The sequence below is a fragment of the Dethiosulfovibrio peptidovorans genome (assembly GCA_002748665.1).
GTDB classification, from domain to species: domain Bacteria; phylum Synergistota; class Synergistia; order Synergistales; family Dethiosulfovibrionaceae; genus Dethiosulfovibrio; species Dethiosulfovibrio peptidovorans_A.
The window spans coordinates 73424-99987 of record PDTB01000015.1 but is presented as its reverse complement, the minus strand read 5'-3'; the positions used below and the strand labels follow the sequence as shown (position 1 = coordinate 99987).

Here is a 26564-nt window from a genome sequence, read left to right as displayed (position 1 = left end):
ATAATCATGTCAATGCTGTTTCATGACGCCGTCCATGTCCAGGATGACCATGTCGTGGTCCGGTGACTGGGATCTCTTTGAGGAACGGGTTGGGATGGCTGTCTCAACCTCCCGGATTCGCCATCGGGGATCTCTGTGTATGCCCGAGTAGCCGATGAAGTCCAGTCGGCTTCGGCGGTCGTCATAGCTGTAGCTCCCCTCGGGGAGGGAGAGCAGTGGAAAGGCCAGGCCCGGTGGGTCCTCCTGGTTGAAGTCGCCAAGGACGAGGACGGGCCCCTCCAGCGATTGCACAAGGACGTTGAGCCCCTGAATCTGGGCCTGACGCTTGGCGTCGTTGTATCGTTGGGCGAGTTTTTTGTCTTTCTTGCCTCTGGTACTCGGGCTCTTGAGGTGGACGTTGACCAGGGTGAGGCGGCGCCCGTCCTTGAGGTCAGTGTGGTACAGTCGTTGAGGGAGTAGGCTTTTTTCCCCGATACGATAAAGTATTCGATGTTCAAGGCTCCCACGGACAGGGCACAGGCCTGGCCTGCACAGAGGACCGCCACGGTGGTCAAGAGGGTGAGGACTCTCCAGTATCGTCGTCTGTCGTTCATGTTGGTCGTCATGATATTCCTCCCCCCCCTTGAATAAATCGACAATGGATGCCCCGGAGGGGGACATGCTCGTTGTGAGATTTTCTCGTCTGAGTTACTGTCGTCCGTCGTCGCCGTTCATATCCAGGACGAACTGGACGAAGAAGGCCGTTCCGTAAGGGAGGGCTTCCTCTGAAAAAACGAAAGAGCCGTTGTGGAATATGGGGTTGGGTTGTCCTGGGGAATGAACCCCAAGCCTGACGAAAAGCCCACGGGGGAGGACCTGAAGATATTCGGCAAAATCCTCGGAGCCCATGGCGGGAACGTCTATTGATCGTACGCGTTCATCTCCGACGATTTTCCGGGCGCTCTCTCGGGCTATTGCTACCAGGTCTGAGTCGTTGACCAAAGGAGGAACTCCGTAGTGATAGTTCAGGTCAGCCGTGCATTTGTACAGTGCCGCTGAATGATTGACAATATCTCGAATGCGCCCTTCAATGGTTTTCCTGGTCTCCTCGCGTTGACATCGCACTGATCCTCCAAACTGGACCACTTCGGGGATGATGTTTTTCGCCGAACCTCCATGAATCTCGCAAATGGAGATGACAACGCTGTCTATGGCGTCTACCTGGCGAGTGATGATGCTCTGAATGGCGAGTGTGGCGTTGGAGGCTGCCAGAATTGGATCTTTCTGGATTCTATGAGGGTAGGCGCCATGTCCACTGGTTCCCGTTATGGTGGCGGTGAAGAAATCAGAAGAGGCCATGGAGGGACCGGATCGAAAGGCCAGCTCGCCCACGTCAAACCCTGAATGACCGTGAAGTCCCACGATACAGTCAGCTTTAGGATCATCAAGGACGCCCCGTTCGATCATGTATCGTGCGCCGTTCAAGGTTTCCTCTGCAGGTTGGAAGAGGAATTTGACCGTGCCGGCGAAACGATCTCTCATGCCCGACAAAATCTTCGCCACCCCTAAAAGCATGGCGGTGTGACAGTCGTGCCCGCAGGCGTGCATAACGCCTGGGACCTTTGATTCGTCGGGGAGACCGGTTACCTCCTGTATGGGAAGTGCGTCCATATCTGCCCGAAGAGCGATGGCAGAGCCTGTACCGGGGCCAGAGCCTTTGAGAAGTCCGAGAGCTCCTACAGTTCCCTCACCCCAGGGCGCTACGTCGATTCCAAAGGACTTCAGCTCTGATCGGACAAATTCTGTCGTGGCGAACTCGGCCATGCCGAGCTCTGGGTTTTGATGAATTTTCCTTTTTGCGTGTACGATATAGTCCGAGAGATCCTTAGATAACCTCAAAACATCAGGGGCCGCCATACCTCCATCTCCCTTCTTTTGGACGGGACAAAAAATGCTCCTATATGACCGTGATCTCCTTAGGAAACAGGTTTAAGACTTCCTGTCCTGAAGAGGTCAGCATAACGAGGTTTTCGATTCGGATGCCGAACATCCCTCTCAAATAGATACCGGGCTCAATGCTGAAACAGTTGCCCTCTTGTAGAGGAACACGGTTATCTGGAGCGATATACGGCATCTCGTGGCCGTCCAACCCTATACCATGTCCCAATCTGTGACAAAACGCCTCTCCGTATCCCTCGCGACGGATGATCCCTCTGGCGATAGCGTCGAGATCCGCTGGGATTGCTCCGGTGATGGCGTGTTTTTCCGCTGTATTCTGTGCCTCAAGCACAATTTCGTAGATTCGTCTCTGTTCATCCGTGGGCGGGCCTAAGAAAAACATCCTCGTCATGTCATGGCTGTAGCCGTCATACCACCCGCCCGAGTCGACCATGATCATGTCTTGTTCTGCTAGGACGCTGTTCGCTCTGCCGTCGTAGTGGGGTGATGCACTGTTTTCTCCGCAGGCTACGCATGGAATTCTCGGGTTACCTCCGTGGGACTCGTGAAAGTTCATGATAAACCGCACGACATCACGCTCTCGTAAACCTGGTGTGAGGTAGCCTGTAAGAGCCTCCATCATACGATCGTTCATTCTCGAGGCTTTCCGCATGAGAGACTGTTCCTCTTTGCTTTTGACCGATCGCAGGGGGGACAAGAGGTAGGCCCCGTTTTTGGGGGTGATCTCCGTTCCGTGAACGAGATCCATCATCTCCCCTGCTTCAATACCTCGAGAGAAGGCCATCGTGACGGGGCCGGTCAGTGCGAGCTTTTTCAGGCCGCGAAAGAAGGCTGAAGGTGCCCCCTCTCCGTCAGCCCATTCCTCAATCGGAACGGTATTCTCAACGCTCTGAACGTCATCTCGATACAGGGAAGGGCAGAGGAAAAAAGCCCCTCCCTGTCGGGAAAGTACGAGTCCTTTCAACCTGGAGTCGGGTTTCAGAGAAAGCCCCGTGACGTACTTCAGGTCGGCGGATGGTGCTAAAAAGACGGCGTCCAATTTGTTATCACGCAGGAGGTCTATGGCTCCGTTAAATCGATCCTCTCGAAGCATGAACGTCTCTCCTCCCAACATAACAGAGGTATGCGGTAGCCTCTGAATGTAGAGGCTACCGCTCTTTAAAAAGTGGACGCTTGAAGAAGTGTTTAGTCTTTCAGGTAGAGATTGCCCAAGTAGTTCAGCTGTCCGTCAGCAAGTTCTTCTAAGCCGCCGAGGTCCTTGCGGGCCCCGTAGAGCTCCTTGGGCACGACCAAAGGCACTATCGGATGGACGGTGTTCAGGCGATCCCAAATCTTTTGGAGAAGTTCCTCGTGTTTTTTAGCGTCGACACAGTGTTGGGCAGCCTGTATATACTCGTCGACCTTGGCATCGTTGAGGCGAGCCCAGTTTGACGAACCGATGCCGCCCGAGGAAAAGAGGCTGAGCCAGAACGTCCCGGCGCTTCGAGACGTTTGCATTCCCCACTGGGCAATGTAGGAGTCGTAGTCGTCCTCGTTCACCATCTTGGATACGAGGGCTCCGGGCTCGAAGACTTTGATGTCAACGGTAATACCAATCTGGCTGAGCATAGACTGGATAACTGTGGCACCGTTGACGTTGTCCTGGAGGTTACCGGTCCGTAGCTCCATGGTGAAGCCGTCCGGATATCCAGCCTCTTTCAAAAGAGCCTTGGCCTTCTTGGGATCGTAGGGGAATGGCTTGGCATTCTTGGGGGTAAAGGTGCTTGCCGGAATCAGAGGGCCGTCTGGTTGGTCCGAATTTCCCTGGTAGACCACTTGACCGTAGGCTTCCTTGTTGATGGCGTATTCGATAGCCAGGCGAACTTTCGGATCGCTCAGAGGCTTCTTCTGAGTGTTCATGCCGAGGTAGCGAAGCCGTAATCCTGGAGCCAGGACCACCTTTGTCTTGGGTGAGTTGTTCAACCTCTCGACCTCACTTGGCGGAACGCCGTAAATCATGTCAACCTTGCCGGTCTCCAGGGCGATGACGCGGCTGCTGTCATCGGGCATGACACGGAAGGTGAGCTTTTTGAAGTTGGCGGGTTTGCCATGGTAGTCCTCAAAACGCTCAAGCTCAATTTTCTCTCCCTTGACCCAGTTTTTAAAGACGAAAGGCCCGGTGCCGACGGGATTACGGAAATATTCTTCTCCGCCTTCCTCGACGGCCTTTTTACTGAAGATGCTTGCGAAGGGGTGTTTCATGGATCCAAGCCATCCACCAATGGGGCCACGAGTTTTCACGATCACGGTGTAGCGATCGACGATCTTGAATCCGTCAGGATCGATCAGTCGTCCCCGACTCCCCGCGTGAACGCACTCCTTCTGGGTGGCGCGTTTGAGTGAAAAGACCACGTCCTCAGCGGTGAGTTCCTCGCCGTTGTGGAATTTGACGCCCTTCTTCAGGTAGAATTTGTACGTCTCGGGATCAAGCATCTCCCAGCGCTCCGCCAGGACCGGGACCAGTTTTTTTGTTCTGCCGTCAACGGTTACCAGGGGTTCGTTGATGTGCCTCAAAACGGTGAAGGACATGGTGTCCGTTGCCCGGTGAGGATCGAGGTTTTTCGCATCCCCCTCCAATCCCATGTTAAAGCTCTCCATAGGAGCTGCATACACAGTTGCTAAGCCGCTCAAAACCAGAGCGCAGACAAGAATTAATGCTGTGCACAGGTTTTTCTTCATCACAAAACGCACCTCCACTCATCAACCACACAGACCTGTCTTCATAGGCTATGTATGCTTGTTCTACCAACAGCGGTTATCTCATCTCTCGCCCCCCTTCTAGACCAGTTCACCGGAACGATGACACCGCACGTAGTGACGTTGGTCAATCTCTTGCAAAGTAGGTGTTGCCTCGGTACAGCTCTCCTGCCTATAGCGGCAGCGAGGAGCGAAGCGACAACCGTCGGGAGGGTTTATGGGGCTTGGGACGTCTCCCTCAAGGATGATGCGGCCCTTGTCACGTCCGACCTCAATAGTTGGAACGGCGGAGAGAAGAGCCTGGGTATAGGGATGAATCGGCTTTTGGAAAAGTTCCACGTTGGGGGCCTTTTCGACCACCTGACCAAGGTACATGACGGCCACCTCGTCAGAGACGTAGCGCACCACGCTCAGGTTATGGGAGATGAAAAGATAGGTGTACCCTCGCTGCTCCTTCAGATCGGCAAGGAGATTTAATATCTGGGCCTGGATGGAGACGTCCAAGGCGGAGACAGGCTCGTCCAGGACGATAAAGTCGGGGTCAAGAGCAAGGGCTCGTGCGACGCCAATTCTCTGACGACGACCGCCGTCAAGCTCGTGGGGAAAGGATGTGATCAGCCTTTCGGCCAGGCCGACGGTCTCCATGAGTTCCTGGACTTTGACCACGACCTTCTGGTTTGTGTTAAAGACCTTGTTGATCAGTAAGGGCTCGGCGATCAGCTGGTAGACCGACATCCTGGGGTTCAATGAGGAGAAGGGGTCCTGGAAGACGATCTGGGCATGACGCCGAAATTCCTTCAGTTCTTGAGTGGACATATTCAGGACGTTCTGTCCGTCGAAGAGGACTTCCCCTGCGGTGGCGTTAAGCAAGCCAATGACCACTCGTCCAAGGGTCGATTTTCCACAACCTGATTCACCTACGAGGCCCAGAGTACTCCCTTTCTTGATGGCGAGGGAGACATCATCCACGGCGTGCAAAAGACCTCCTGCAACGGGGAAGTGTTTCTTCAGTGCTCTGATTTGAATAAGGTCAATCGTGCGAGTTTCTGCAGGATTCATGGAGAAGTCCCCTCTTTCCTGTTAATAGGGAAGTAGCAATCCACAAAATGGTTGGGCTCATACTCCCTCATCCCACAAGGAGTATTGTGGCAGATCTCCTTGGCCCAGAAACACCGAGGTGAAAATCGACATCCCGTAGGAAGGTCCGTGGGGTCCGGCATACGGCCGGGAATAACGCTCAGGCGGCCTCCCGGGGTGCTGTCCAAACGCGGAACGGCGTCGAAAAGCCCTTGGGTATAGGGGTGAAGGGGGTTTTCATAAAGTGTACAAATTGGACCGTACTCCACCAATCGTCCAGCATACATGATGGCGACATCATCGCAGATTTCCGCTACGATTCCCAGATCATGGGTGATCAGGAGAAGGGACGTGTTGACCTTCTTCTGAAGGTTTTTTATAAGGTCGATGACCTGAGCTTGAATAGTTACATCCAGAGCTGTAGTCGGCTCGTCGGCGATGAGCAAGGCAGGCTTGCAGGCCAGGGCGATGGCGATACCAACCCTCTGGCGCATTCCGCCGGAGAATTGATGGGGATATTCTTTACCCCGATCTGGTTGGATCCCAACCAAGCTCAGCATCTCGTGGGCTTGCTCCAGCCGCACTTTGACGCCCTCGCTGGCGTGAAGGGACAACATCTCCATGATTTGATCCTCGACGGTCATAATGGGGTTGAGGGAGGTCATGGGGTCCTGAAAGATCATGGATATCTGGCTCCCCCTCATTTGTCGTCGCTCCAGCTCGCTCATCCTCAGTATGTCCTGTCCCTCGAAGTAGATCTCCCCTTTTTCAATGACTCCCGGGGGGCTCTGTATAAGCTGAAGTACAGCGAGGGCCGTCGTTGTCTTTCCAGCACCGGTTTCACCAACGAAACCCAGGGCCTTTCCTGATTGCAGGGTCAGGTTGAGGTCGTTTACCGCATGGACGATACCCGAGTCAGTCTCAAACCGGACGGAGAGCTCTCGAATATCCAAAAGCGGTCTATTGGATGTTTTTCCCATCGGATCTACACCGCCTTACCGTTTTTGTTTGGGATCTAAGGCATCCCGTAAACCGTCGCCCAGGAAATTCAGAGCTAGGATAGTGATCATGATCGCCAATCCAGGGAAAACGCTGAGGTAGGCGTTACTCCGAAGGTAGGGTCTGGCTGCTGAGAGCATTCCCCCCCATTCGGGGAATGGAGGCTGAACGCCAAGCCCCAGGAAACTGAGGGTCGCAGCAAACAGTATCGCGTTGGCCACGCTCAGAGTAGATTGAACGATCAGGGGGGCCATACAGTTGGGGAGGATGTAGAGGAGGATAATACGAAGATGGCTGGCTCCCATGGCTCGAGCGGCTTCAATGAACTCCATCTCCTTTATGGAGAGGACAGAAGCCCTCATGAGGCGAGCGAATCGCGGGATGGACGTAATACCCACTGCAACCATGAGGTTGAAGAGTCCCGGTCCAAGGACTGACGAGATGACGATGGCCAGGAGGATCGTCGGTATGGCAAGCTGAACGTCCATAATGCGCATGAGAATGTTATCCATCCGTCCGCTGAAGTATCCAGCCACAGCTCCAATGGCTCCCCCTGCGAGGAGGGAGATGGAGACAGCGACCAACCCGACCTGCAGGGAGACTCTGGAACCGTATACGAGACGACTGAAGACATCTCGACCAAACTCGTCGGTCCCCAGGATGTGTTGGGCCGATGGCCCCTTTCGGATCATGGTGTAGTCCTGCTCGGCGTACCCGTAAGGGGCTACCTGTTCGGCAAAGATGGAGACAAGAATGAGGGTAAGAAGGACGAAAACACCGAAGACGGCGAGATAGTTTCGTCGAAGCCGAATGAGGGTGTATCGCCATAGAGAATTACTCTTAAGCAGTGCCATTTTGAGTCCCCTTTATCTCACGTGAATTCTCGGATCGACGAAGGCGTACAGAATATCGACCGCGAGGTTGATGAGGCAGAAGGACACCGAGATGAAAAGGACGGCCCCCTGAATGATAGGATAGTCCCTCATGTTGATAGCCTCCAGCAGCAGACGGCCCACCCCTGATATGGAGAAGATGGCTTCGGTGATGATGGAACCTCCGAGGAGCATCCCGAATTGCATGCTGATGATCGTCATGATGGGGATCATCGCGTTTGGAAGAGCATGTCGGAATATGACAGAGCTTTCCTTCTGTCCCTTAGCCCGAGCGGTTCGCACGTAATCGGATCTGACGACTTCAAGCATACTCGATCGGGTGATTCTGGCGATGATCGCGACCGACGAGCCTGAAAGGGTCAGAATGGGGAGGATCATCTCGCTCACTGAGCTGAAGCCCATTGAGGGCAGCCAGCCGAGTTTGACGCTGAATGCCACGATGAATAACAACCCCGTCCAGAACGTGGGCATAGAGATCCCCAGCAGGGTAATCAACGTTACTACGCTGTCCAGAAGGGAGTACTGCCTGACGGCACATATGACCCCCATAGGGATTCCCACCAGTGTGCTGAAAACTACGGCCCAGAAGGCCAGCTTCATGGTTGTGGGGATCCTGTTAGCGAGCTCGGAACTTACCGAGCTCTTCATGACGAAGGAATACCCGAGATCGCCATGAAACACAGCACCGTACAGGTATCGTCCCAGCTGAACAAAGTAGGGTTGATCCAGGCCATGCTCTGCTCGAAAGGATTGGATGGCCTCTGGGGAGACCTCCTGGCCCAGTGCGATACGGGCTGGATCACCAGGTGTAAAATATAAAATTGTGAAAAGAATGATCATGACGCTGAGAAGTACCGGAATCAGTAGGACGACTCTCTTTACAATATACCGAATCAATACGACCCCTCCCTTGATATTCCCCCTCACGGAGTTTAGGTTGCCCCCAAAACGAACATCCGAAATTATTGTACACCTTTACCACGGCAAAAAAACGCTGTCAACCTCAACTGTCATGGTTACAAGGCACAGTGCTGTTGTCTTTCTCTCCTCATGAGGAGGAAAAACCCTTGTTGTGCATAAAAAATGATATATAATCTCATATATCAACCTGTATCGGAGGGGGAGCGCCCATGTTTACCATTAAAGAATTTCTTGCGCAGGAAGTAAAGCCAGCACTTGGCTGTACCGAGCCCGGTGCCGTGGCATTGGCTGTGGCCCGGGCAGCTGAGGAATTGGCTCAACCGGTGAACTCCATCGACGTGGTGGTCAGTGACAGCATTTTCAAAAACGGAGTTGCCGTAGGTATACCTGGAACGGGAGGACTTCGGGGAAACGTTATAGCGGCGGCCTTGGGTGCCAGCTGCGGCAAATCGGAGTATGGTCTGGAGGTGCTGCGGGAGGTCTCGGATAGAGATATTCAAGATGCTCAGGCTATGGTAGAGCGGGGAGCGGTCTCCCTTGAGGCTGACATGACGAAGCATGGTGTCTACGTCTTGGCCGATGTCTTTTCTGAGGATCATCAGGCTCGTTGCGTCATTCAAGGGAGTCACACGAATATCGTCTCTGTCGACAAAGACGGGGCCAACGTCTTTCAAAAAACATCTGAGTCCCAGACAGCATCGACGCCGTCAGTCTCTGCTCAGGTCTCATCCATGGATTATGACTCTCTCGTCGCGCTTGTCGATACGTTGGATGAGGAAGACAGGGATGTCCTCATGGCAGGGGTAGACATGAACATGGCCATCGCCGATTACGGACTGAAAAACGATGTCGGACTGAACTTCGGCAAGAATATTCGGCGTATGTCGGGTGATCTGTTTGAGCGGGATCTGGCGGCTCAGATTCGGTCGTTTTCTGCCGCAGCCTCGGATGCCAGGATGGATGGGGCTCCGCTTCCGGTTATGAGCAGTGCTGGCAGCGGCAACCACGGTATCACGGCGATCCTGCCGGTCTATGTGGCCGGCGTGTTTCACAAGAAATCCCGGGAGGAGATCGCCGAGGCCTTAGCCTTCAGCCATCTCAGCACGAGTTTTGTCAAGAGCCGAATGGGGCGGCTCAGTCCGGTCTGTGGCTGTGCCGTGGCGGCTGGAGCTGGAGCTGCAGCTGGGATCACGCACCTTCTCGGCGGTTCCGTCGAGCAATCGACGAAGGCGATGGAGATCATCCTTGGCAACTTGGTGGGAATGGTCTGCGACGGAGCCAAGGAAACCTGTGCTCTCAAGGTCTCCACTGGGGCTGCTGAGGCGTATTGTGCTGCGATGGTGGTTTTAGCGGGAGATAGTCTGAAGGGGGCCCAGGGTGTTGTCGATCCGTCCGATATCTCTAAAACAGTGGAAAACGCTGTGGCTCTGAACGTCGAAGGAATGAAGGACGTCGACGGCGTTATCATCGATATCGTGTCTAAACGTCTCAACTGAGAGGAGGGGGGTGTCGAAGGGGTAGAATCCGAGGGAAAAGACGTGGGATGTTGGGAGAGATGTTCTTTTTGACAAAAGGAGGTTCATCGTGAAAAGAAGTCTGTACATTGTCGCTGCCATCGCTGTTTTGTGTATGAGCGCTGCTCCTCTCTGGGCTCAGTATCCAGAGAAGCCTGTTGAGGTTATTGTCGCTTTCCAGCCCGGTGGGGGAACCGACATCGCTGCCCGGACGGTCTTCAAGTTCGCCGAAAAGTATTTCGGCCAGAGCTTTGCCATCATCAACAAGCCTGGGGCTTCCGGCGAGATCGGATGGACCGCCATCGCCAATGCAAAGCCGGACGGATATACCATAGGCTTCATTAATCCTCCTGCCTTTCTCATGATCCCCATCCAGCGCAAAGGCTGTAAGTATGCATTGGAAGATTTCGACCTGATCGGCAATATTGTCATGGACCCGGGGGTTATCGGTGTCAGGCCGGATAGTCCGTTCAAGTCCCTCAAAGACCTTATGACTGCAGCAAAGAAGAAGACCAATGCGGTATCCATCGCGTACACTGGTCCTGGAACCTCCGAGGCCATGCTCCTGAGTCGACTGGAACAGCAGGACAGTGTGACCCTCAATAAGGTTCCCTTTGACGGCTCTGCCCCAGGTATGGTGGCCCTTATGGGAGGACATGTGGATGCCGTGGCGATGAATGTCTCGGAGACGTATACCTACCTTCAGGACGGCAACCTTCGGCTTCTTGGCATCGGTTCTCCAGAGCGGGATACCACCGTTCCCGATGTGCCAACCTACAAAGAGCAGGGATATGACTTTCTCCAGATCGCTCTCAGGGGCGTGGCCGCACCCAAGGGTTTCCCCAAGGATGCTCTCAAAGCAATCGAATCGGCCATCGAGAAAGCCCTCGCTGACCCGGAGTTCAAAGCCAAGGCCGAACAACTTCAGATGCCCGTTCACTACATGAACGCCGAGAAGTACACCACATTCCTTCAGGATATCGATAAGGATCTCTCGAAGCAGTGGAAGAGCAATCCTTGGTAATGGACGATCCAGGGGCGAAGCTTATGCTTCGCCCTTGCTTGTGAGGTGATATGTACCTATGTCCAATTTTTTCGATGCGTACCTTCCCATTATTGTTCTATACGCCCTTGGGGCGTATTTTCTTCTGGACACGAAAGATTTTACCGAGGACGCTTTGCGGTATCCTCAGTACCTGGCCTACATCCTTTTGGTGTTGAGCACCTTTCTCCTCGGAGCCACGGTTCTGAAGAAGATCAGAGCAGGGAGGAGCTCAGATAGTCCTTCGCCTCGTCGATTTGTCATCGTGCTCTGCTCTGCGTTGCTCTACGTGCCCTCGGTGTGGTTTTTTGGATTCTTGATTGCCTCCATGGTGTTTTGTCCGGTAACAGCCTTGATTTTGGGTTATCCTCATAAGAGAAGGGCCTTCCTCGTTTCAGGGGTTATAGTGACTGCTGTGTATCTGGGTTTCCGTTTCTTGCTCAAGGTGCCTCTGCCAACCCTGACCATAGCGGGTATGAGTTTGTAAACCAAAGGAGGACTTGGTGTGGATATAGATATAGCTTCTGTCCTCGCACATGGTGCATTGACCGCCATCGCTCCTGCGAATTTGCTGTTATGTTTTCTTGGAACGATTACGGGGATCGTGGTTGGAGCCCTGCCAGGTTTCACCTCAACCATGGGCATTGCCCTCTTTATCCCATTTACCTACTCTCTATCGCCGGCGGGAGGGATGATTTTTCTTATCAGCATCTATTGTGGGTCCACGTATGGGGGCTCGATATCGGCGATACTGATCAACACGCCGGGAACTCCAGCAGCGGTGATCACGACGCTGGATGGGTATGAGATGACAAAAAAGGGGGAAGGTGGCCGAGCCCTGGCGATGAGTGCCTTTGCCTCCTTGATCGGAGGTCTCTTCAGTGCCCTGGCCCTGTTGCTTCTGGCGCCGCCCCTGTCGCGGATCGTCCTCCTGTTCGGCCCGGTGGAGATTTTCTACCTAGCTCTCTTCGGTCTCTCTATCATCGTGGGGTTCTCAAAGGGGTCCTTAATCAAAGGGATGATCTCTGGCGTCGTGGGGCTCCTTCTGGCGACCGTGGGGGTGGATACGATCTCAGGGGTCTACCGGTATACCTTTGACAACGTCTCCCTCTTCGAGGGCATTCCGATCATTCCCTTGGTCATTGGCCTCTTCTCAATGTGCCAGGTTCTGGTCTTGGGTGCTCAAAAACGAAAGACCATCGTTCAGGATATCGCGACTTTTTCGGACAGTGCTCTGCCTCGGTTGGCCGATATCAAGGCCAATTGGTTTAACTTCATCCGTTCGTCTTTTCTCGGGACCTTGGTGGGAATTATCCCTGCTGCTGGTATGAGCATCGCCTGTGCGATCTCGTACAACGAGGCGAAGAGAGCTTCAAAACATCCAGAGCGTTTTGGTCAGGGCACTATCGAGGGCGTCATAGCATCCGAGTCGGCCAATAACGGCGTGACAGGCGGCTCTCTTGTCCCCCTGCTTACGTTGGGTATCCCGGGGAATACCGTCTCGGCGATCTTTCTGGGAGGGCTCCTCATTCACGGCCTCAAGCCGGGGCTTCAGCTCTTTACGAAACATGCCGACGTCTCCTACGCCCTTCTGTGTGGGCTTTTCATCGCCAACGTCATGATGTTCGTGGTGGGTATCTGTGCGGCCAAGCACGTGGCCCGTATTACAAAGGTCTCCACTGACCTCCTGGCGCCGGTCATCATGGTCCTCTGTGTGGTGGGGAGTTATGCTATCAGAAATAACTCCTTCGACATGGGAGTCATGATCCTTTTCGGCGTTGTCGGCTACTTGATGAAGCGCTGGGATTTTTCAACCCCGTCGATGATCCTCGGAGTTATCCTTGGTCCCATGGCAGAGGGGGAGTTCCGTCGAGCTCTGATGCTCTCGAGAGGGGAATGGTCATTTTTTTGCCAGAGTCCGCTTTCCATCTTTCTTCTGGGGCTCATCATAGTGACCCTAGTTGGACCGACACTCCGTAGAGGAAGGAGGAGTACATCATGACCGCTATCACGATTGTAGGAGGTGGAAACGGCGCATTTGCTGTCGCTGCTGACCTCTCTCTGTCTGGGCACCAAGTCACGATTTTAGAGCACAGGGATTGGGGCTCCAGCGTGGAGACGGTGAGCCGGACGAAGTGTATCGACCTGCAAAGTCTGGAGTCCAGTGGCCGTCCATCAGGGGCGGCGTCTCTTGAGCTCGTCACTACCGATCCAGAACGAGGGCTTCAGGACAGTGAGGTCGTGTTGGTCGTGGTCCCTGCCTACGGGCAAAAGGCTATGGCATCGTTGTGTGCTCCCTTTCTGAGGAGGGATCAGACAGTCTGTCTCATGCCCGGCAACGCATATGGTTCCGTGGAGTTCCTTCGGACCATTCGACAGAAGGGTAATCACGCGGTACAGGCCGTGGCTGAGTTGGAATGCCTGATTTACACCGCGACGAGGGGCGACGACTGGGTACGTATCCGAGGGTTTAAACGGGGTCTCGGAGCGGCGGTCTTTCCCTCCGCTATGACTGACGAGACGCTTCGCCCTATCCGAGAGCTCTATCCAACCTTGACGGTACGCGATAATATCCTGGCCACGGGAGTATCCAACCCCAACGTTTTTCTCCACACGCCCTTGACTCTTCTCAACCTGGCGAACGTGGAACGAGGTCTGGATATGCACTCGTATCACGGGGCCTTCACTCGTGGGGTAGCGTCCTTGGTGGAGGCCTTGGATGGCGAGCGTATGGAGCTGGCATCACTGCCCGACGTCGTCGGTTCTCTCACGCCGGTGGGTGAGATGATCCGCGCCTGGTACGCTGAACAGGGTGCCAGCGGGGACTCTCTGTACGACATCATGACCACGAATCCCCTGTATAAAAACAGCAAACTTCCGAGGACGACGGGACATCGATACATCGTGGAGGACGTGCCCTATGGCCTCTGTCCTCTGGAGGAGCTTCTGGAAACGTGCGGGCTTGCTCACCCGGTCTGTACGGGCATGACCTCCGTTATGGACTATGCCACGGGGCTCGATCTCCGAGGGCAGGCGAGGACCTTGGCGTCTATGGGCCTCTCCTTCTCTCTTCCCGATCTTCTTCGGTATGTCCGGCACGGGGAGGAATGATATACTACGTACGCAATACATCTCTGTGAAAGGAAGCGTCTAATCATACCAAGTTGGGAGGCATATAATCGTGGGGGCCCCCTTAGTTGCTCAGACAAACAAGGAACTTATTTACTCAGCTCTTAAAAACAAAATTTTGAACGGTCAGCTTCAGGGGGGGCAACAGATTCGGGTCGCTGAGATCGCCAAGGCATATCATGTGAGCGGTACGCCGGTTCGGGAGGCTCTCATTCAGCTGGATGGAGAGGGGTATATCTCCTATGCACCCTACCGGGGTGCTGTAGTGCGGAACCTCTCTAAGCAGGATGTCAAGGAGATCTTTCTCATTCGATCGGTGCTGGAATGCCTGGCCCTGGACATGGCTCTCCGGAGGATGACTAAAGAGAAATATGAGATCGCTTTGGGCCTGGCCGAGCAAGGCATTCATGAGGAGGATCCGACGAAACTCAGCGCCATCAACTGGGATTTTCACTCGTACATGTATCAACAGGCCGAGCTTCCCAAGCTCTATCAAATCATCGACTCTCTGAGGGCCCCCATCGTTCGATACGTCAGAATTTACCACCAGATGGTGGATCGGGAGCATCATCATAGTACCCACAAGGAGATCGTTCTGGCTGGGATGGCTGGAGATCGGGATCGGGCTGTCTCCCTTCTTCGCGAGAGTCTTGCGAATGCCTGCGATCGAATCAGTTATTTCATCGCCGACGAGTAGCTTGTGTGCGGGTGTCTTGCTATTAATTTAAAATAGAATCTCTATCCACAAAGCTGCAGCCGCGACTCCTACGACGGTAGAGGTCGCCACGTAGTCGGCGGCGTACTCGCTGTCCATCTCCATGCCTGCGGCCATGATAAAGGTGTTGAACGCCGGAGATAGGCCTCCTATGAGGATAGATACCTTCCCCAGGAGAGGATCCTGTGGCGGGAAGAGCCAAAAAGCACCGGTAAGGACGATTGGCAGCAGGATCAGTTTGTAGCCCATGAGCAACCAGGTGGTTCGCAGGGATCTTAAAAGCCCTCTCAATTGAAGGGAAGCACCGATGACGATGAGGGCCAGCCCACTTCCTGCGTCGGCGATGAGATCAATGCCTTGAAGAAACCACCCGGGCAAAAAGTCTTTCAAGCCGGTGAGGGAGAGGAGGATCCCCAAAACCCCGGCAATGATCAAGGGAGTCCGAATCGTCCTGCCCAGGGCATTCCTAACGGTTCGCAGGGAAAAGTGCCCTTCCATCACCATCTGAGCACACGCGATGGGCAGGCTGTTGTACACGAGCATCCCAACGGAAAGATAGACATACAAGGCCCGAAGCCCCGAGTCCCCTAACAGAACTGATACCAGGGGAATTCCGATGAACACCACGTTGCTTCGGATAGCCCCCAGAACGAACACCGCTCCGCGCTTTTGTGGGAACCGTAGCACTCGTACCGTGCACAATGCCAAAGCAATCACGGCGACAAATGAGCCGTACAGGGCTGTAAGATAGTTCCCGTCAAAGAAGACCGAGGCGTCGATGTCCAACCCTCCCCGAAAGAGGATGGTTGGCATGATGCACCAAAAAAGCACGGAGTTGACTTTCGATACCTCTTGTCCGTCGATTTTTCCGAGATGTCGAAGTCCCCATCCCAGAGTTATGATGAAAACAATCGGTAACGTCGTAAGGATTCCCTGCACGTGACCACCACCTGTGTACTAAAAAAGGGGGACGCTTGGGCGTCCCCCTGTCGTATACTTCTTCCTGTTTACAGGGAACAGACGACCCGTCGGACCAAATCCAGTCGCTCTGGTGGAGTCGACGGAGAAATGACACAGCCCGGACCCAGTAGAATTCCCTTGCCCTCGTGGCGAGCGGCAACCTCCCGAACCTCCGCCTCGACCTCGGCGTCGGTTTTTCCAAGCCAGTTTTCTCCCCAACTGAGACCGCCAACGAAGGCCTTTTCGCTGAAGGATCGAACCTCGTCCATGGAGGGACCGTCGTCCCGATCATGCCAGCTCAGAGCGTGAACGGGATATTCCTGAACTTCCTTGATCATGACGTTGGAGCCGTGAAGGTGGAGTACGTTGAACCAGGTATGGGCGGCCACGGCGTTCAGGATCTCCATATCGTATGTTTTGACGTATCGTTCGTGTTCCGCAACGGTTAACAGGCTATAGCTCGACATCTGACTGGCGAAGAACAGCCCGTCAGCCCCCAGGGATACCGCAGCTTGAGCAAAGTCCCTGGTCGTCTTGGTGATGATCTCCAAGGCACGACAGACCTTCTCGGGGTTTTCGTCCAGATGCCCCTTGAGGAGAGCGGGTCCCCCGCACATCTTGAGCGCTGTTGTGAGGGGACTAAAGACCGTCTGGAGAAAGGGAATTCTTTGATCTGTAAGACCGAAAAAGATCCTTTGAGCCTCAAGAACGATAGCAAACTCCCCTTCAGTCCCGGAGACGGGACGAATCTTGTCCCAGTCCTTCGCAGTCTCGATGAGAGGTTTGTGGCCGACCGGAGGATCCACGAACCCGGAGAACACGTCGAGGTCCATGCCGAAATCGACGGTGGAGTACATGCCGTAGGGCATGAACTTGACGAAGTCCAGGTCATATTTTTTCTGGTCGGCACAAGCCAGCTCTGCGAGACGTCGAGGGTGGCGATCCCGATTCGGGTAGTGCATCCACAGGCTGTACGGGATTCGATCCGTCTCCTGAAAGGCAAGGGCCCTTCGGACGCGCTCCATATGAGTTAACACAGAACCACTCCCTTATATATTAAGATCGATCATGCGAAGGCTTCCGGCATGATCAGTTTCGGCAAGAACAGAAACAGATCGGGGAAAACGATGCCCAGGAGGATGATGCCCAGGGCGAGAAGAAGCATGGGTATCAGAGCTACGAAAGCCCGAGGGGCGGAGATATTGCCGAGCTGAGCGCCTATCAGGAGACAGATCCCATACGGTGGGGTGATCATCCCGAGAGATAAAGTCAGGTTTACGATAATCCCCAGATGGATCGGATCCAGATTGGCTGCGCTGCCCAAGCCCTGAAGGATGGGCATGAAGATGATCACGGTGGACAGAGGGCTGAGAAACGTCCCCATGATCAGCAGAAAAAGCACGATCATGGCGTATATGCCATAGTACGAGTGGGTGATGGACAAAATATAATCCGATATAAGCTGAGGTGTATCCAGATAGGCGATGATCCACCCCATGACACTTGCGCCCGAGACCAGAAACATGGGCAGGGCAAAACCGACTGCGGCGTCTGAAAAGACCTCGGGCAGATCCCGAAAGCCGATGTGTCTGTATACAGCCAACACCAGAATCAGGCCGACCCCCACGGCGATGGCCGCTGCTTCGGTGGCTGTGAAAATGCCCATGGTGATGCCTCCGAGGATGATCATGGGAAGACACAGAGGTGGCAGGGCGAAAAACGTCACCTTCAGGCGCTGAAGCATGGGAACCCGTTTGCAGCGAGGATAGTCGTACCTGACCGCTCTGTAGTAGCAGTAGCCCATCTGTGCAAGGCCGATCATCACTCCGGGGACGACTCCGGCCAGGAAAAGGGCACCGATGGATACCTGTCCTAAGGCTCCGTAGACCACCATCATGATGCTTGGCGGAATGATCACACCCAATGTCGAGGATGCTGCCGTGATCGCAACGGAAAAGGGTTTGTCGAATCCCGACCGGACCATGGTTGGGATGATCATCGAGCCGATGCCGGCGGTATCAGCGGCTGCTGACCCAGAGAGACCTGCAAAAAGCATGCTGACCATGACGTTTACGTGGCCGAGACCTCCGCGAATATGGCCTACCCATGCGTCCGATACCTTCATAAGACGATCGGTGATCCCGCCGTCGTTCATGAGGCGTCCGAGAAGCATGAAGAAAGGGACGGCCAGCAAGGGAAACGAGTTGATCCCCGAGTACATCTGGTTGAGAGCTGAGCACAGGGGCAGGTCGAGATATGCCAGGGTACCGATAGATGAGACCGTCAGGGCAAAGGCGATGGGGACCCGGATGACGATCATCAGGAAGAAACTCCCCATGAGAAGGGCCAGAGCATCCATGGTTATATGCCCTCTCGACGGATTGAGAGGAGACGCCGGAGGTCTCCCAGGATGATTTCGACGCCAAAGAGAGTCATAAGGGCAGCGGAGATCGGCATGACTCCCACTAACCACGATTGACTCAGATCAACGCTGCTGCACAATCTCTGGAACGACATGATAGTAAAATGGCATCCTCCGAAGGCCAGAACGTAGACGAGGAGAAAGCACACACCGTCAGCGATTACATCCAGAAGAGCGTTCAACTTTTCCCACTTGGCCGGGAAGACCTCTATGATGTAGTGTCGCCGCTGTCTGAAGGCGACTGCCGCACCGAGAAAGACCACCCACATGAACAACATCAGGGAGAGCTCTATGGTCCAGGTAAAGGCCATGGCGAGATAATTTCGGGCGATCACCTGAAGCAGGACCATGGCTGCAAAGATCATCAGGAAAAGGGCGCACATCCTTTTTACGATGATTTCTATGAAATCGTTCACCTTTTCGATAAAACGCATGTCGTTCCCCCTCAAAACAATGTGAAGGAGAGCCTGCCCCCACTTGTCAGGCTCTCCTTATACAATACAGCGGCTATTGCACGCTGCGAATGAGCTTCAGTACCTTTGGACCGTTCTTCGTTCCTTTCAGGTTGGTTGCCAACTCATCCTGAAGGGGTTTATATAGATCGACCCACGCTTGGGCGTCGACCTCGTTCACCTTAACCAAGCCTTTCTCCTGAAGCTCACTCAGTTTGGCCTTGTCGAACTCCGAGCCGACAACCGTTACCCTTTGACCGGCTTTTTCCACGGCTTTTGACAGGATCTCCCGGTATTTTTCAGGAAGCTTCTTCCACGCGATGTCGCTGATAGCGATGTAGGAAACCATGAACTGATGCTGGGTTAGAGAGTGGAACGGTGCGACCTCGTAGTACTTGCTTCCGTAATAACCACTGATGGAGCTGTCGAAACAGTTTACGACACCGGTTTGCATAGCCGAGTAGATCTCGCTCCAGGCCATGGGGCTGGGCAAGGCACCGGTGGCTGACCAGATCTTGGAGACGATCGGGTTGGCGGGAACTCGCATCTTTATCCCCTTCATGTCGTCAGGTTTGACGATGGGGCGCAGGTTGTTGGAGACGTCCCGGACGCCGCCTCCGCACAGGGAGAGGAGCGTGAACCCCAGACCTCTCTCCCGGATGACATCGGCAAAAAAGGCGAAGACAGCGCTCTCCTTGTCCATAGCTTTGTTGAAGGAGTCGTATCCGTCGAACAGGAAAGGCAGGCTGAAGATGGCAAACTCAGGGACGAAGGTCGAGGCAGGCGAGGTGCCCCCTACGACCATGTCCACGACGCCCATTCTCATGCCGTCGATGGTGCTCTGATCACTTCCCAGGGCGGCACTGTGTTGCAGGGTGATCTGAACTTTGCCGTCTGTCTCATCCTTTACCTGTTTCACCATCTCCTCAGCTGCGACGATCCATGGGTGAGGAGGGCTGACGACCGTCGCCATCTTGAGCTTGTACACTTTCTCGCCGGCAAATCCCGATGAGACTCCCAGAACGATCACGCACAACAGAAGGGCAGAGCCGAAAAACTTTTTCATCACACAGACCCCCTCACAAAATATATAAGATCATATATGATCTCATTCCCATAATACCATGGAACGATTCACCGTGCCAGACATTAGTCATGGGGGCATGATACTCCTGGGATGGCTCTGTTACAAGGGCAGGGTCGGACAATACAACTCCCCACCAGACAGATCATAGAATTGCCCGATGGAGAGACGGAAGCTCGTCTTCTTCCAAAAGATCCTTGTAACTCTCAAAACTCCGCACGGGGCAAAATCCTATAAATTAAAAAAATCGGCGTATACTACAGGAGAATTGACAAGAAAACCTCAGAATGATATGTTAACTGAGCAAACTAATCATGTACATCAAGTCCTATGGTGTTCGGAGAGGGGGATTTCTACATGGGTGGGGCTCTGGAAAGCAAGGTGCAGGAAATAGCGTCAGAGGTGATTCAATGGCGCCATCAGATTCACGAGAACCCTGAGCTGAGTTTCAACGAGTTCGATACTGCCGACTTGGTGGAATCTCAGCTCCGTCTTTTTGGCCTCAGTGGAATTCGCCGAATCGGCAGGAGTGGAACGGGTGTGTTTGCCGAACTCCACGGTGAGAGCCCCGTTTCGTCAGAAAAAAGGCGGTGCGTCGGTCTCAGGGCCGACATGGATGCTCTCCCCATACGGGAGCAATCTGGAGTTCCTTTCGCCTCAAAGAAGGACGGCGTATTCCATGGATGTGGACACGACGTCCACACTGCTGTCCTTTTGGGGGTCGCGAGGCTTCTCGGTGAGCATAGGGATCTTTTCGATGGCTGTGTAAAGTTTTTTTTTCAGCATGCCGAGGAGGAACTGGGGGGAGCCCAGGAGTTCATCCAGGCTGGCGTCATGGAGAACCCCTTGGTGGATGGAGTCCTGGCTCTCCACGTCCTGCCTGACCTGTTCTTAGGCGAGATCGGCGTTCGGGATGATTTTATGACGGCCGGTGTGGATGTCGTGACGATCACGGTGGAGGGCAAGCAGGCTCACGGTGGCTACCCCCATTACGGTGTCGATACCATCTTGGCGGCGGCGTCTATAGTGACGTCTCTCCAGAGTCTGGGGTCTCGGGAACTTGCTCCCACTGATTGCGCCCTTGTTACCTTTGGGCGCATTGAGGGGGGAATCTCCAACTCATACATTGGTGGTCCTGTCGTCCTGGAGGGTTCGATTCGCTATCTTCGCAAGACTACAAGGGATCTCTTCCATCGCAGAGTTAAGGAGCTTTCAACCGCCGTTGGGCAGGGACTCAAGGCGACGGTTACGGTGGAGATCACGCCGGGGATCATCCCAACTGAAGTAGATAAACGATGGGTCGACCACGTCCGTCGGGCCTGTCGGGATGTCGCGTCGGTGGATAGGGTCGTCGACCTGGCATCGCCAGCCATGGGAGGGGAGGACTACGCCTACTTTTTGGAAAAGGCCCCAGGAACCCTCTTCCGCCTGGGGTGCAGGACTCCCGATGGACCTCACTGTCCCACGCATTCCGTCAATTTTTATGCCGATGATCGGGCGATCGCCATCGGCGTTGAGGTTCTGGCAAAAGCTGCGTTGGAAGCCTTGAGAGGAGGAGAATAAGATGAGAAGAGGTACGAACGTATGGAAGAGCGTGTTGTTGTTGTGTGTGCTTGGGGTATCGGCGACCTGTGCTTTCAGCGGAGAGCAGAAGGATTTGCGGGTGGGACTCCGAGGCGATGCCAAGACCCTGGATCCTTTACAGGCTGTTGACACTATTTCCTTCGCCGTCATCAAACAGATCAACGAGCCCCTGGTCACAGTCGATGGTCACACGAAAAAGCTCGTTCCCGTCCTGGCCGAGCGCTGGGAAATTCTAGACCCTCAGACGTACAAATTCTACCTGAAAAAAGGGGTTAAGTTCCACAACGGAGAGGAACTAACAGCTGAGGACGTGGTCTTTTCGTTGAAGCGGGCCATGTCCAAGGATTCAGTCTATGCTGGGTCGAAAGCGAAGTACATGGACCCCGATGGATTCGAGATCATCGATCCTTATACCTTCATCGTAAAGACCAGGGGGCCCGTGGGCGGATGGCTTGAGTCCATGAAACACCCCTATGCCAGCATCTACAGCAAAAAGGCTGTGGAGACAAGCGGAGCGGAATACTTCAGGAATCCCGTGGGGACCGGCCCCTTCTCCTTCAAGAAATGGGTGAAGGGCGAGAAGGTTGAGCTCAAGACCTTTGAAGGTTACCACGGGAAAAAACCTGCCTTCGAAAACCTCACGGTGGTTGTCCTGCCTGACGATAGCAGCCGGATCATCGCCCTGGAAACCGACAAGGTTGATCTGGTCTACTCGGTACCTCCCAGCGACTACGATCGGCTGAACGAGTCGTCCCAGGTTCAGGTGGTAAAAGCCCAGGGCCTGCGTCTGATATATCTTGGCATGAATACCCAGAAAAAACCTTTGGATAACCCAAAGGTTCGTCTGGCCATCGACTATGCCATCAACAAGGAAGCCTTCAATCAAGTGGTCTATCAGGGCAATTCTGAACAGCCTTCTGGACCCGTCGTTCCCCTCAGCACGTTCACACCGGCCGAATCCTGTGTCTACCCTTACGATCCCAAAAAAGCTAAAGCCCTCCTTATGGAGGCGGGATACGGTGACGGCATGGAGCTGGATCTGTGGATCAGTAACTTCCAGGATCGAGTGAACGGGGCCACGGTCCTTCAGTCCATGCTGGCTCAGGTGGGGATTAAAGTGAATATCAAGGTCTTCGAGTCCGGTGTTTTCGATGAGAAGATGAAGAGCAGCGAACAGGATCTCATCATCAGCGCCTGGGGTATGCAGACGAACCGCGACGCCGGACAGTTCTGGCTCTCCCTGTTTCATTCGGAAAGCATAGGGTCCACCAACTGGACGCTCCTGAAGGACACCGTCGTGGACGAAGAGATCGACAGGGCGAACGCTACGGTAGACCCTGTCGAACGGGAAAAAATTCTGCAGAAAATCTGGCTCCGTCTGGATGAACTTCATCCAGTGGTGGCTTTGGCAGTTCCTGAGGAACTCTACGGGGTTCGAAAGGACGTGAAAGGCGTCGATCGCTTCTGCGACGGTTGTTTGAATGACTTCTCTATCGTGACCTTTGTACAATGACAGATCTAAAAATGACGGGCATCCCAGAGGGGTGCCCGTCATTTTATGGTGAAGAGACGTTTGTGGGATCAGAGTAGGCCCACAACTGATGCGGCAGTGTAGATTAAGAGCAGGGCGAAGGCACCGTTCAGGAGCCTCTGTCTGGTGTGGCTCTGAAAGTACCGGTTGATTCCGGCACCGAAGGCGGTCCACAGGATAAGGGACGTCAGGGCCAGGAGGGAGAGGAGGACTGAGGACAGGAGCACCGGTCCGGGTTGTCCCAGAATGGGGGCCAGAAAGGCCCCGTACAGGGTAAGTCCGTAAAGGATGACTTTGGGGTTCACGAACTGGAGGGCAAGCCCTTTGACAAACCCGCGAAGGGCAATGCCCTCGTCCAGGGATTGCGAGGTGGGGGCACTTTTGGCCACAGAATAGGCCAGCCACAGGATGTAGGCTCCGCCGATCCAGCGCATCGTGGGGACGATCCCGGGTAGGATCGTCGTCAGAACTGACGATAAAAAACCACAGAGGAACATGATGACGAAAAATCCAACGACGATACCCAAGATATATCCCCAGCTCCGACGCAGACCCCAACGGGCTCCCATGGCAGCGGCGCTGATGTTGTTGGGCCCCGGGCTGTAGTTTGTGGCGATTACGTAGGTTAAAAGGGCCGTTATGTCCACCGATTCCATGGCGTCTCTCCCTTGTGTTCTTTTCCAGATTCACTCCAGGCGACATATGGCGACGAAGGCCAAAGGTCGTGTCCACGCGCGTTTCATCAGAATAGCTGCTGAGAGCACCTCTGTCAATTGCTTCACCAGTGGAGTTGAGGAACTCGGTGCTCGTCGACATGAGGTGCCATAATGTCGCTCTGGGTGAGTTCGCCATCCTCGTTTTGACGATGATTGGCTATTTGTCAATGAAGTCGTAGCGATACCCCTTCTAAAAAACAAAAACCATGTCAATCTGTGGTAAAATTTTCTAAATTTTTATCGACGGAGGGGATCCCATGACCAGGTATCAGAATGCCATAGCCGGATTAAGAGCAGGCGTCCCTATCGCCGTGGGATACCTGCCTATTGGCGTTACCTTTGGACTTGTGGGAACATCGGCAGGTCTTACAGCCATGGAGACCCTGTGTCTGTCTCTGTTGGTCTTCGCTGGTGCCAGTCAGTTCGTGGCGGTGAATCTCATGGCTTTGGGGGCATCTACCGGGGAGATCGTCCTGACCACCCTGGTGCTCAACATCCGCAATTTCCTTATGACATCGACCCTCTCCCGGCGAATGGAACCCGAGACGGGCAAAGGGATCGCCGCTCTCGTGGCGTTGGGGATCACCGACGAGACCTTTTCCGTGGCTTCTTTGCGGGATGAGGGGCCCATCTCCCCGAGCTTCTGCCTGAGTCTCAACATCGTAGCCTATCTGGCCTGGTGTGGAGGCACGGCTGCGGGGGCTCTGGTGGCGTCGGCTATGCCCTCTGTGATTCGAAACAGCATGGGTATAGCCCTGTATGCCATGTTTATCACTCTCCTGGTTCCCCGGATCAGGGTTGATCGCCACGCCCTGATCGTGGCCTTAACCGCTATGGGGCTCCACCTGCTCTTCCGTCTCTCTCCCCTGCGTACCCTGGGAACAGGCTGGGGCATCGTCGCAGCGACGGTGGGCGCCGCATCGGTAGGTGCATGGCGAAGAGCATCGGACACCACGGGGAGCGCTCCATGACTCGGCCGATTCTCGTGGCGTTGGGTATGGCTCTGGTCACCGCCATACCTCGCGTGATCCCCATGATCTTTTTGGGAGGCCGCAAGCTCCACCCCTTCTGGGACGATTTTTTTCGCTCCGTCCCCTACGCTGTTTTAGGCGCCTTAATTGTGCCGGATGTCTTCATCGCTACGGGGGAGCGTCTGAGCTCCGTTGCAGGTGCCGCCGCGGCAGTTTTTCTGGCCTGGCGGGGCTTGAACCCCACTGCGGTTGTCTTCGGCGCCATCGCCGCCTCGGCCCTGGTTACCGTCCTGAAGGGCGGAGTATAGGTCGGCCCCTTTCCTCGTGCCAGTGCGACCGTCACTTAAATACCTCCTTCATTGCTCCAACCGAACTCAGAATAGACGACGCTTCATAGGGCAGGTAGACTGTTTTGGTCCCGTCCCCAGCGGCCATCTCCTTTAACGACTCCAGGTACTTCACAGCGATGAGATAGGCTGCTGGGTCCTTTCCTCCATGAGCTGACAGGGCCACGGCCACAGCCGACAACGCCTCAGCTTCGGCTTGGGCCAGCCTGATTCGGGCGTTGGCCTTTCCCTCAGCCTCCAGCTCGATAGCTCGTTTTCTCCCCTCAGCTCGATTCATCTCGGCGTCCCTTTGGCCGTTGGCCTCGGTCACCACCGCCCTCCGGGTCCGTTCAGCTTCCATTTGTCGCTGCATGGCTTCCTGAACCGATGCCGGAGGGTTTACGTCCTGAATCTCCACCCGGCTTACCTTCACGCCCCAGACGTCGCTGGCCTCATCCAGGGTGGTCCGAAGCCGTTCATTGATCTCGCTTCTCTTGCTGAAGATCTCGTCCAGCTCCATCTCACCCATGACGCTTCGCAGGGAGGTCTGGGTAAGCTTCTCCAGGGCCAGGGGAAGGTTGGCTATCTCGTAGATCGCTTTAAAGGGATCGCTGATCTGGAAGTAGAGCAGGGCGTTGATCTCCATGACCACGTTGTCTTTGGAGATGATGTTTTGTTTGGGAAAGTCCAGTACCTGCTCCCTCATATCAAGACTGGCGGTGCTGCGCAGGGAGGCCCCGAAGTACCATTCGACCTTTTTGGTCCGGTCCAAAACGGGAAAGATGACGTTGACTCCCGGAGTCAAGATCCTGTGAAACTTACCGAGTCGCTCCACCACCATCCGATGAGCCTGAGGAACGATCTTTACTCCAGAGACCAGCAGGGCCACCGCCAAAAAGACCAGGGCCCAGATCAGGGCCGAGTCCATAAGGCTATCGATTACCCCAAAGACCTGAGACATAGGTTTCATCCTCTCCTTTCAGTTCGAACCGTTCTTCGATAGGGCGCCGGTATCCTGAGTATCCCGAACGATCACCTTAGCGCCTGAAATCCTTACGATCTCGACCTCCCGCCCTACCGGGACGGGGTCCCCGTCCTGGTGGAAGGCCCACCACTCGGTGCCCCGGACTTTCACGTACCCTCCCTGGGACCCACTGGGAATAGCCACTGTTACCATTGCCCGGGCTCCTTCCATAGCGTCCACGTCCGATTTTCTATGAGATTGGCCGTAGAGCCGACGGACCAGGCTGGGACGGAGAAGCCACAGTCCCAGCACCGACGACAGAGCAAAGAGGACCATAGTCACCTTGCCGTTCATGGTCACTTGAAACAAACGAGGCCATACAAAGCTCAGGATAAGGGGCGGGAAACATCCCAGGGCAAAGCACCCCAGGACAAACCCCGGTGATACGATCTCTCCCAGAAGGAGGAGGATCGCAAGAAGCGTCCAGAACTGCCACCCAGTTGCAAACGCCACGATGACTCACCTGCCTTTTCGTCGCCGCCGGGGCGATCTTTGTTATGACAGATCATACCACTGAAGTTCCATCGATC

General features: G+C 54.6%; 26 protein-coding genes. 11 read left to right on the top strand and 15 right to left on the bottom strand.

The genetic code is table 11. The annotated features are described in order from the left end of the window. Positions 1-135 precede the first annotated feature (135 nt). On the top strand, positions 136-459 hold the full coding sequence (locus CSA35_01845) for a hypothetical protein (protein PIE55199.1): 324 nt from the start codon (positions 136-138) through the stop codon (positions 457-459). A 228-nt stretch (positions 460-687) separates the two neighbouring features. Here CSA35_01845 and CSA35_01840 read toward each other — a convergent pair whose 3' ends face one another. From CSA35_01840 to CSA35_01810, 7 genes are all read right to left on the bottom strand, one after another. Next, positions 688-1896: a peptidase M20 gene (locus tag CSA35_01840; GenBank protein ID PIE55198.1), complete on the bottom strand. Its 1209-nt coding sequence runs from the start codon at positions 1894-1896 to the stop codon at positions 688-690. A 40-nt stretch (positions 1897-1936) separates the two neighbouring features. Further along, positions 1937-3052, bottom strand: coding sequence for a peptidase M24 (locus CSA35_01835; protein ID PIE55197.1), 1116 nt, complete (start codon positions 3050-3052; stop codon positions 1937-1939). Positions 3053-3123: 71 nt separating this feature from the next. Next, entirely contained in the window at positions 3124-4656 is a 1533-nt protein-coding gene (locus tag CSA35_01830; GenBank protein ID PIE55341.1) for a DNA-binding protein, read from the bottom strand. Between the two features lie 99 nt (positions 4657-4755). Beyond that, positions 4756-5733: a peptide ABC transporter ATP-binding protein gene (locus CSA35_01825; protein ID PIE55196.1), complete on the bottom strand. Its 978-nt coding sequence runs from the start codon at positions 5731-5733 to the stop codon at positions 4756-4758. Beyond that, positions 5730-6731 carry a dipeptide/oligopeptide/nickel ABC transporter ATP-binding protein gene (locus CSA35_01820; GenBank protein ID PIE55195.1) on the bottom strand — a complete coding sequence of 334 codons (1002 nt, stop codon included), beginning with the start codon at positions 6729-6731 and terminating at the stop codon, positions 5730-5732. Before CSA35_01820 ends, CSA35_01825 begins: the two co-directional genes overlap by 4 nt. Positions 6732-6746: 15 nt before the next feature. Continuing rightward, positions 6747-7598, bottom strand: a complete 852-nt coding sequence (locus CSA35_01815) for a glutathione ABC transporter permease GsiD (GenBank protein ID PIE55340.1) — start codon at positions 7596-7598, stop codon at positions 6747-6749. Positions 7599-7616: 18 nt separating this feature from the next. Beyond that, positions 7617-8540 (bottom strand): peptide ABC transporter permease, encoded by a 924-nt coding sequence (locus CSA35_01810; GenBank protein PIE55194.1) that lies wholly within the window; start codon positions 8538-8540, stop codon positions 7617-7619. Between the two features lie 233 nt (positions 8541-8773). Between CSA35_01810 and CSA35_01805 the strand changes: the two genes are divergently transcribed. The 6 genes from CSA35_01805 to CSA35_01780 all read left to right on the top strand — a co-directional run bounded on the left by CSA35_01805 (position 8774) and on the right by CSA35_01780 (position 14946). Continuing rightward, the gene (locus tag CSA35_01805; GenBank protein PIE55193.1) at positions 8774-10060 is read left to right on the top strand and encodes a hypothetical protein; all 1287 of its coding nucleotides are present in this window, start codon (positions 8774-8776) and stop codon (positions 10058-10060) included. A 133-nt stretch (positions 10061-10193) separates the two neighbouring features. After that, positions 10194-11102, top strand: coding sequence for a recombinase RecA (locus CSA35_01800; GenBank protein PIE55339.1), 909 nt, complete (start codon positions 10194-10196; stop codon positions 11100-11102). A 58-nt stretch (positions 11103-11160) separates the two neighbouring features. After that, on the top strand, positions 11161-11607 hold the full coding sequence (locus CSA35_01795) for a tripartite tricarboxylate transporter TctB (protein PIE55192.1): 447 nt from the start codon (positions 11161-11163) through the stop codon (positions 11605-11607). A 57-nt stretch (positions 11608-11664) separates the two neighbouring features. Continuing rightward, a complete protein-coding gene (locus CSA35_01790; protein PIE55338.1) occupies positions 11665-13122 on the top strand; it encodes a C4-dicarboxylate ABC transporter permease in 1458 nt (485 codons plus the stop codon). Next, positions 13119-14231 carry an NAD/NADP octopine/nopaline dehydrogenase gene (locus tag CSA35_01785; GenBank protein PIE55191.1) on the top strand — a complete coding sequence of 371 codons (1113 nt, stop codon included), beginning with the start codon at positions 13119-13121 and terminating at the stop codon, positions 14229-14231. Before CSA35_01790 ends, CSA35_01785 begins: the two co-directional genes overlap by 4 nt. Before the next feature lie 70 nt (positions 14232-14301). Continuing rightward, positions 14302-14946 (top strand): hypothetical protein, encoded by a 645-nt coding sequence (locus tag CSA35_01780; GenBank protein PIE55190.1) that lies wholly within the window; start codon positions 14302-14304, stop codon positions 14944-14946. A 27-nt stretch (positions 14947-14973) separates the two neighbouring features. Here CSA35_01780 and CSA35_01775 read toward each other — a convergent pair whose 3' ends face one another. The 5 genes from CSA35_01775 to CSA35_01755 form a co-directional block, all read right to left on the bottom strand. Continuing rightward, positions 14974-15903, bottom strand: a complete 930-nt coding sequence (locus tag CSA35_01775; protein PIE55189.1) for a hypothetical protein — start codon at positions 15901-15903, stop codon at positions 14974-14976. Positions 15904-15971: 68 nt separating this feature from the next. Beyond that, positions 15972-16949, bottom strand: a complete 978-nt coding sequence (locus tag CSA35_01770; protein ID PIE55337.1) for a uroporphyrinogen decarboxylase — start codon at positions 16947-16949, stop codon at positions 15972-15974. Positions 16950-16990: 41 nt separating this feature from the next. Then, the gene (locus CSA35_01765) at positions 16991-18289 is read right to left on the bottom strand and encodes a C4-dicarboxylate ABC transporter (protein ID PIE55336.1); all 1299 of its coding nucleotides are present in this window, start codon (positions 18287-18289) and stop codon (positions 16991-16993) included. Continuing rightward, positions 18286-18780, bottom strand: coding sequence for a hypothetical protein (locus tag CSA35_01760; protein PIE55188.1), 495 nt, complete (start codon positions 18778-18780; stop codon positions 18286-18288). Before CSA35_01760 ends, CSA35_01765 begins: the two co-directional genes overlap by 4 nt. A gap of 73 nt (positions 18781-18853) precedes the next feature. Beyond that, a complete protein-coding gene (locus CSA35_01755) occupies positions 18854-19864 on the bottom strand; it encodes a hypothetical protein (protein ID PIE55187.1) in 1011 nt (336 codons plus the stop codon). 348 nt (positions 19865-20212) lie between these two features. On the opposite strand from CSA35_01755, the gene CSA35_01750 reads away from it, so the two are divergent. Both CSA35_01750 and CSA35_01745 read left to right on the top strand, forming a co-directional pair. Continuing rightward, a complete protein-coding gene (locus tag CSA35_01750) occupies positions 20213-21445 on the top strand; it encodes a hypothetical protein (GenBank protein ID PIE55186.1) in 1233 nt (410 codons plus the stop codon). Between the two features lies 1 nt (position 21446). After that, entirely contained in the window at positions 21447-22979 is a 1533-nt protein-coding gene (locus CSA35_01745) for a DNA-binding protein (GenBank protein ID PIE55185.1), read from the top strand. A 68-nt stretch (positions 22980-23047) separates the two neighbouring features. On the opposite strand, the gene CSA35_01740 is transcribed toward CSA35_01745, so the two are convergent. Further along, on the bottom strand, positions 23048-23653 hold the full coding sequence (locus CSA35_01740; protein ID PIE55184.1) for a hypothetical protein: 606 nt from the start codon (positions 23651-23653) through the stop codon (positions 23048-23050). Between the two features lie 317 nt (positions 23654-23970). On the opposite strand from CSA35_01740, the gene CSA35_01735 reads away from it, so the two are divergent. Then, a complete protein-coding gene (locus tag CSA35_01735) occupies positions 23971-24684 on the top strand; it encodes a branched-chain amino acid ABC transporter permease (protein ID PIE55183.1) in 714 nt (237 codons plus the stop codon). Then, entirely contained in the window at positions 24645-24992 is a 348-nt protein-coding gene (locus CSA35_01730; protein ID PIE55182.1) for a branched-chain amino acid transporter, read from the top strand. The genes CSA35_01735 and CSA35_01730 overlap by 40 nt, the downstream gene beginning before the upstream one ends. 31 nt (positions 24993-25023) lie before the next feature. Here the strand turns inward: CSA35_01730 and CSA35_01725 are convergent, their stop codons facing one another. Together CSA35_01725 and CSA35_01720 are read right to left on the bottom strand one after the other, a co-directional pair. Further along, positions 25024-25971 (bottom strand): hypothetical protein, encoded by a 948-nt coding sequence (locus CSA35_01725; protein ID PIE55181.1) that lies wholly within the window; start codon positions 25969-25971, stop codon positions 25024-25026. An 18-nt stretch (positions 25972-25989) separates the two neighbouring features. Next, the gene (locus CSA35_01720) at positions 25990-26490 is read right to left on the bottom strand and encodes a hypothetical protein (protein ID PIE55180.1); all 501 of its coding nucleotides are present in this window, start codon (positions 26488-26490) and stop codon (positions 25990-25992) included. Positions 26491-26564 lie beyond the last annotated feature (74 nt).